Origin of the sequence: Pedobacter nyackensis, from assembly GCF_032678475.1 — a bacterium.
GTDB lineage: Bacteria > Bacteroidota > Bacteroidia > Sphingobacteriales > Sphingobacteriaceae > Pedobacter > Pedobacter nyackensis_A.
This window is the reverse complement of sequence record NZ_JAVTSF010000007.1, coordinates 411,303-418,968: the sequence shown is the minus strand read 5'-3', so window position 1 is coordinate 418,968 and position 7,666 is coordinate 411,303. Positions and strand designations below refer to the sequence as shown.

6 protein-coding genes are annotated in these 7,666 nt (G+C 37.8%); all 6 read right to left on the bottom strand.

Annotated features, from left to right (window positions below; genetic code table 11):
- The coding region (locus R2Q84_RS21625) for a hypothetical protein (RefSeq protein WP_316818687.1) at positions 1 to 458 on the bottom strand (458 nt) is incomplete at its 3' end.
- A gap of 6 nt (positions 459 to 464) precedes the next feature.
- Positions 465 to 3,164, bottom strand: a complete 2,700-nt coding sequence (locus R2Q84_RS21620) for a hypothetical protein (RefSeq protein ID WP_316818686.1) — start codon at positions 3,162 to 3,164, stop codon at positions 465 to 467.
- A 28-nt stretch (positions 3,165 to 3,192) separates the two neighbouring features.
- Positions 3,193 to 4,953, bottom strand: a complete 1,761-nt coding sequence (locus R2Q84_RS21615; protein WP_316818685.1) for a hypothetical protein — start codon at positions 4,951 to 4,953, stop codon at positions 3,193 to 3,195.
- Positions 4,954 to 5,315: 362 nt separating this feature from the next.
- The gene (locus R2Q84_RS21610; RefSeq protein WP_316818684.1) at positions 5,316 to 5,840 is read right to left on the bottom strand and encodes a hypothetical protein; all 525 of its coding nucleotides are present in this window, start codon (positions 5,838 to 5,840) and stop codon (positions 5,316 to 5,318) included.
- A gap of 23 nt (positions 5,841 to 5,863) precedes the next feature.
- On the bottom strand, positions 5,864 to 6,754 hold the full coding sequence (locus R2Q84_RS21605) for a hypothetical protein (RefSeq protein ID WP_316818683.1): 891 nt from the start codon (positions 6,752 to 6,754) through the stop codon (positions 5,864 to 5,866).
- A 4-nt stretch (positions 6,755 to 6,758) separates the two neighbouring features.
- Positions 6,759 to 7,577, bottom strand: a complete 819-nt coding sequence (locus tag R2Q84_RS21600; protein WP_316818682.1) for a hypothetical protein — start codon at positions 7,575 to 7,577, stop codon at positions 6,759 to 6,761.
- Positions 7,578 to 7,666: the final 89 nt, after the last annotated feature.

The following is a 7,666-nucleotide window of genomic DNA, read 5'->3' as shown; positions in this document are numbered from 1 at the left end:
AAAGCGGCTACTTTATCAGAATGTTTACCATGGATGCGAAGGGCAATACGCAATAACATTAAAATCAGCAGTGTCGTAGAAATTACTTTAATCCATCGAGGTACGTTTTTTAATTTAAAGCCGAGAACCGGTATTTCCCGGTCGTCAAGATAGGGATAAACCTTTGTCATAAATTTAACGACACTCAACACAGAAGACACACCGCCCAATATCATGACTACAGTATCTATAGGTGCTTTGACCTTTTCTGCTACATCCACTTCATCCAGTAATGAATCAGGCATCACACTTTCTGCAAGAATTTCGGGCATTCTCTTTACCTTCTCAATCCCATAAACCATGGAAGACACCAGGCTAGCACCAAAATGTACATATCTAACAATATCCTCATAAGTGCCTTCCTCTGTTTTTCCGGTATTAGTTACCGTGGTAGTTGCTGTGTTAGTTGCTGTGTTCATGTTCGCTTAATAGTTAAGAGAAGAAAGTACTCTGTTAGAAAATGCTTCTTTTGACATTTGGGAAAAGGGTGCCGCATGATGGGCAATCTTGTAAGCTACCGTCATCGGGATGGCGACAAGTAAGCAGGTAAAATCCAATATACTGAGTTTATCACCGCTTATTTCCTTATAGATACCAGACAATATAGGAATCCTGATTTCTGTATTCAACAACTCTTTGATGAGTTTTATGGAGCCTATCAACAGATCAAAAAGTGCAGTTGCTAATGTCTCTATCATTTCAAAAGCAATGTCAACAAATATCTTCCCAATTCTTTTTATGAAATCCCCAATCGATAACTCACCTTTAAATAAACTTACAATCAAATTGATGATTTTCTGCAGGTGAGGATCATCTGTATCTGTTGACAGTTTTTTCAAAGCATCAGTATCCCCGCCATTTGTAGTAATACCGGGACTACCGAACATCACTTCCTTTTTACTGTTGACCCAATTTGCACGAGAGTCTATCGCATTTTCGGTGGGAATGGCTCTTGAAGAGGCTAAATCGCCAATAGGTCTGTTCAGTTTATCATCCTGTAAATTGTCAAAACCTGCGGCTTTGTCAATTTTTCTTTTGAGTTCCTTGATATTCTCAACAACAAGCGCCTTTACCTGTTCAATTTTTGGTACAACGGCATCCAAACAATTATTGGCTGTCATTTTCAAAGCATTTTTAGTTTCCAAAATATCATCCCAATTGAATAAAAAGGCTAAAAATTCAACCATATCCTTGAAAAACACCTTTACTTTCTCCCAAACTCTTTCAAGGAATGCGACGGCCGCCTTTGCGGTAGTGGCTATCCATTTTACCATCTTTCCTCCAATTTCTATCATAAACTGCACACCTTCCTTTACCTTATTTACGATGAATACTGTCACTTCTGTAAATCCTTTTTTTATACTATAGAAAAGATCCCCTATGGCGTTACCGGTTTCAGCTAAAAAATTTCCTGCAGCTAACCTATGGGCTGCGAGCGTAGCTGTCCCTTGAAAATTGAGTTGTGCCAATGGTTCAGGTCCATCGCCTGAAAATGAAAGATTACTGGTCTGACCGCTTTCAAGCTTGCCTGCCGTAGCTGCTACTATCGAAATTGTTGCCGCAACTTCATCTAAAGTCCGCATATCATAATTTTTCGGAAGCAAAGGTTCCCCATTTTGTCGTTTAGCTGTCGCCAGATCTTTTCCGGATTTTATTTTTTCTTTGATTTTTTCCTGTATACCCAGGGTTGGATCTATCACAATGTCTGTTTCCAAAAACTTAGCGGTGACAACCAGGGAAGCCGCCGCAATAGAGTCTATCGGATAAACAATATTGATATAATTGGTAAAATTCAGGCTTACTTTCTCATTCTGTGTAAGGAAATATTTCTTATTATTAATATAGAGGATCATATTCTCTTTTCCTGAAATATGAATCTGATCATTAAGTATTGCCCCTGAGGTATTATTCAAATGTAAATCAATAGAATAGGTATTGATTTTTACCGTAGCATTTAAATCAGCAATATTTACGCTGCTTTCCTGCCAGTTCTTACTGATGGCATCTTGCCAGAAATGCACAAGTCCTGATTGGACACGAGCGCTATCTCTTGTAAACAAAAACAGCTGATTAGTAAAATTCTTCCCTTTTATAGCAGAAAATTCTTCAATATCCTCATGCATTTTCAAAGGGGATGTCCAACGCCTGATGATTTTCCCCGGCAAACCATCCGCATCTAAACTTTGGAAGGCATTGGTCACATAGTATAAAGACGCCGACTTTTTATCCAGCGCCCAAACAGTCACATCATTCTTATTTTTTGAAACATCTATGTTATTATAAATAATGTTCTTGTCGGCTACTTCTTCTTTTGTAGAATCCGGTGTACTGAACTTATAGATTCCCTGACCGGCTACATATAAGGTATGATTGCCTTCTTTATTATCCAATAGATCAAAACAGTTGATAACACCTCCGGTTTCAAACCTATACTGCGATACTTCTCCTCCATCGCTTTCAGGAAATCCCTGAAAAAGCATGGTTCGCGCGTTGCCCATATCATAAAGGATAAAAACGCCATAGTCTCCATAAATACGTCCTACAGAAAGCTGTCTTACTGCTTTGGTATTCTCGGGCAAGGTATAAGCTGTCGGTTGGTTCTGGTATTCGAAATAATGATAAAGGGCGTCTGTAGTTTCCAGGAGAGAACCAAATAAGACTCCTCTTTTATCCATTGTGATGGGGCCGATTGTCCGTTCCGGATGACTCAACCGCTTATGTTGATAATTTAATATGCTTTTGAACTTTTCAAGGTTTTCGTCACTTAACATTACTTCGTCAGAGACCAATAATTCAGAACGCTTGTCTTTTTGCTGGCTATAACAAAGCCTGAAGGTTCTTTGCGTTTCGTCGTAATAAAAATCAAAACTTTGTGTCTGATACCCAGGAGATGATAGCTCGGCAATTCCCCATCCGGTGTCACTACCATGTGAAGTGATTATCGCTGTCAGGATACCAGTTTTACTGATAAAAAATATGATTGCACCATCATTCCCTATCTTTATCGATTTAATACCTTTGCCTGCATCAACAGTGCTTTCTGCTACATAATTCTCCATAAACTCGCACTGATACTGAACAGTTACACCGTTATGGTCTTTTTTCGTCAAAATTGGATCTGCCATTTTTAAATATCATAGATTAGGTTATCATTTAGTCTGCTGCAAGCACATAAGCGATGTCAAAAAGTACGGCATCGCTTTGATCTTGTTTAGCGTTCAGCAAACGTATATTTTTGAAGGTATAAACATTAGATCCTGGCAATACGACTTTATTGGAAAAGTCTTCCAACGCATCAAAGTCTATATCTTTTAAGGTGTCCACAATATTATTCAAAAAGTTATCTATATACATCTTTTCTACACCCGAAATAGACTTGAAGAGATCCGAAATCTTCAGCCAAATCCTGTCTAAGTCGTGCTTATATTCCGGATCTTCTGTATTCCTTCCCACCAGAGGTGGTGTATAGCTAGGTTTCTCTATTTCAATTTTACCTTTTTCAGAAGCACTCAACCGGATCACGAGCGCTCCTTCAGCACCTTTCTTTCCATTAATTTCATACCTGCCACTGGTAGAAAATTTCTGGTCCACACCAACGGTACCTATCGCAGCGGATATTTCCTCATGTACAATTGCAGCAATCGCAATGGTATAGTTTATAGCGATATAATTTTTATTGTTATCATTTGTAATTCCCGTTTGTCTTAGTGTAAAATTCATTCTAACCCCATTTCCGGTATATATGAAGTGATCTTCGTTGGGCGGTACGCCATCTAAGAGTTTCACGTTCCCCAAGCGGTTAAAAGATTTCAGGAAAGCATTGGCAACTGCTGCTTTGATCTCATTTAAATAGGTATTTTTAAATGTCTCAAAATCTATGGCAATCACACCGCTTGCCGTTACAGATTTATCTAATACTTCTTCTATCAGGCTATTGTCTATCCGCCCCCCTTTTGGGATCTCCGGAAATTGATGGTTCTCTGTCAGCAATAGAAAATTAAACGCTGACGCCCGCTCAATTTTGCTTAAAGATGTAGAAAAAGAAGCACCTGTCGGATACAGCATGGCTTTGTCTCTTGCTGCTAATTTTTTCTTATTGATGGTATAACCCAATATATAAGGATTATCCTTATTTGATCCTAAGCCTTTAAAGTAATTGATAATAGCAACTTGAAGATAGGGTCTATGATTTGTATCGTCTGGCAGTATACTTTCCTGCATACTGTATTGTCCAATATCGGCTCGTTCAAAGTCCAGGAATATAGCATCTACTGTAAAATCGTTGTCATTGAACCCTTCATCCCTTAACTGCTTCATGGTCTCGCCATCCGCCAGGTACATCCCGTTACTTTTGATCCTTAGTTTATTTACAGGCACTTTAAATGCATATAATTTATCCTTCAGATCACATTCCTTCACTTCCTGATCGTCTATATAATAAAATGTTCCTTTTTTAATGATTAATTTAAACAGCAATTCGGTATGGCTATCTTTTATCAAGGCTATTTGCGGGGCATCCAAAATAGCATCGACTAATATGTTATACTTTGAACTGCTATCTATCTGGTTTTTGAGCGCTATAAGTGCTTCTTTTATAATATCCCGTTCTTTTCTCAATTCCAAACGCTTCTCTCCTTCTGCATCATCCAGCTGATCTTGTTTTTCCTGTAATGTATCTTTCAGGATCTTCAGCTTTTTTTCTAAACTATTCTTTCCTAACCAGGCCTTTTTCGCTTCCTCAAATTTTTGATTAGAATTATTTATACTGTCTTTCCCTAATGAATCCGTCAGGAATTGCCATTCAGGACGAATGATCCCTCGTTTTAACAAATTTCTGATTTCGAAATTGATCTTGTTTTCTGACAAGGCCAGTACCATGTCATATTGCCCCAGGTTTATATTGTTATTACTCATTAAAAACTAGTTAAAAGTTTAACGATTATCTTCTTATGCGCTATTTGTTAATGGATATATAATTGGTTGAATATTACAATAAGCGGATACCGTACAGTAACAAATATATAAAGGCCAAAATAACCTACTATAGACCCCCGGGTCTTATTTTCAGAAATTTAAAAGAATCGTTTTTCACTTAGGTTTATGGCTGGAGGAAATCAAAATTATTGAAATGTCTGATTTAGATTATCGACTAATCCTGCATATAAAACAGCTGAGGAAAATTCTGGGATTTAGTCAAATTGAGCTCAGCCATAGAATGGGATTTGATAGCAAAAGGTCAAGAAGGGCAAATCAGTTTATCACTGGTAGAGATAAGTTTATGGCGTTTCGCCTAAAGCCTCGAATTTCCGGTCTTTCGTCCCCATCGTGGCTTGTTGGTTAGCCAGTAGCTTTGCCTGCTGTAAATCTGCATTTTCTCCGCGATAATGCCAGGCAAGTATTTGAGCATCTTTTGACGGCACACCCGTGATAACAGCACCATTGCTCATTGTGACCTTAAACTTATCCTTTGCATCCGCAGGGAATGCTGCAGCATCACGAGCAGACCAAATAACCTTGTCTTCAACGGAAAGCAGTGGCTCATTATTATCATACAAGAACATCGCAGTTCCCTCACTGAAACTGCGATAGGATGTTTCCTTTCCATCTTCCCAAAGGATGACAATTTCATGGACCTCAGTACTTCCGCCATAAGGGGGCCTAAACCATAATTCCTTATATGATTTTGTCTTTGTCGTCGGTTGTTTATCCTCCTCTTCTTTACCATTGTTCTTTTTACAGCTTGTAAAAGTCAGCAGGCCTACAGTTATAAAAGCCAGTAAAATTTGTATAGATATTTTCATGTTTTGTAATGGTTTATTGATAATTACTGAGCAGGCCGCATTACATATTTTGCTTCTTTTCCATCATCAAAATTCGACCACCTTAAAACGTCCTTAGTAATCTCACGGATCACTTCAAACTGGTCTTCATCCACTGTTTCACTATATCCCCAATAAACTAATTTGTTTGCATCCGTGGAATGCCATTTCCAGTTAAACATATTTACTGCGAGAAGTTTATTTTTATAATAAAAATGAATACTGTAAGTACCAGAGCTGGAGAATAAAAAAGTTATCTTATCAACCCAGCTTGTCATCAGTATACTGCCGTCTTTAGGATTCTGAATATCAATTGGCGCATTAAAAAATGTTTCCTGACCTTTTTCTTCCCCAGTTACTGACCATATTTTCCCGGTTAACAGCGTAGTCTTGTCGGTCAAAGGAATAGAGACAGCTCTATTCGCAGAAATAATTAGTTTTTTATTTTGAGCGGTGTAGTTAGCGATAAAATCAATCTTTTCTTGTGTGAACTTTATTTCATTGATTGTGCCAAATTCAGCTAAATCTATCGTCTGACCATCTCTCACATTAAATGTTCCAGTGAAATAATTACCTTCTGCGTCATAAATGAGGTAGGTGTTATTCTTCAAAAATTCAATAAACCCCGTCTTGGCTATGACATTTGCGGTATTGGATGTCGTCGCCAATTTACCTTTAGACTGTAAAACGTTCCCGACACTGGTGCTTGCCTGTCCGTTTGTTCCAGAAGTCTTCGGGAACACAGTATTTGTAAATACCCACTTACCCAAAATGTCCTTTTGCAATTTTGTGATTGCTTCTCCTGATTCAGCAGGGTCAGGTTGTGCATCCTTTTTTGAGCATGATGCCAGTATCATGAGTGCCATTAGTGTCATGGCGTAAATTATTTTTCTCATATAGTTATTTTTTGACTTTATGTTTTTTATCGGCAGGAACCAGCATATCAATAAAACTGGTCAGCTTTTCTTTCGGTGCCTCGAAATAGTAATCTTTCATAACAGAAGTAAGTATATGGTAGCCATCTATCGGCAGAAGCAACCATTCTATAGAGTTATTATCACCACCTGTAGTGATATGGAACCTGCATGATTTGCCGTCTTTCAATTCCTGAAAGAAAATTTTAAGTGTGATGGTTGATCCAACTTCCTTAAAACGTGGTTCTTCTGCATTCTGTTTACCGATATCTATAGCAATTTTATCAAGATAATCGGCACTGTATGCAAACATATTTCTGAAATAACAGGTCGTATTTATTTCCATGAAAGTAGCATCATCTTTAGAGATTTTGAAAGTACCTTCCCCCTTTCTAATCACCATATATTGTATTCTGATTTCAGGTGTCCAACCAGTTTTAATTGCTTTGTATTTCCAATATCCATCATTCATCAGTTTGGTGAATAATAAAAACTCCTTTCCACCAAAGCTCATTTCTCTAACTTCAAATTTTATAAAATTATCAAGGCCAACAGAATTAATACCTTGTTCCCAATCAGCCTTGTTTGAAACACTTACAGCTTTCCGTTGTATTTTGTTTTTCCCTTCCAGCCATTGGGATTCTTTATTTTTAATCCAGCCAGTTGCGTTCTCCATTGACCAAATTATATGATCGGATATTACGGGCAAATTAGCATTAGTACGATCTTCCTGTGCTGAAACAGAAATAGTAAAAATGAATAGCGTACTTAATAGCACGCCAAACAGTAGTATGTAATATCGCATATCCAGTAGTTTAATATTTTTTATTCTCTAAGTCTTCGCACAAAGTTAGATCAGGCAAACTAATGGCATATCCTCATTATTGAGGATAC

What these genes read in the sequence shown, in the direction of transcription:
- R2Q84_RS21620 (WP_316818686.1), bottom strand. Translation starts at nt 3,164, where the DNA reads ATGGCAGATCCAATTTTGACGAAAAAAGACCATAACGGTGTAACTGTT.
- R2Q84_RS21615 (WP_316818685.1), bottom strand. Translation starts at nt 4,953, where the DNA reads ATGAGTAATAACAATATAAACCTGGGGCAATATGACATGGTACTGGCC.
- R2Q84_RS21610 (WP_316818684.1), bottom strand. Translation starts at nt 5,840, where the DNA reads ATGAAAATATCTATACAAATTTTACTGGCTTTTATAACTGTAGGCCTG.
- R2Q84_RS21605 (WP_316818683.1), bottom strand. Translation starts at nt 6,754, where the DNA reads ATGAGAAAAATAATTTACGCCATGACACTAATGGCACTCATGATACTG.
- R2Q84_RS21600 (WP_316818682.1), bottom strand. Translation starts at nt 7,577, where the DNA reads ATGCGATATTACATACTACTGTTTGGCGTGCTATTAAGTACGCTATTC.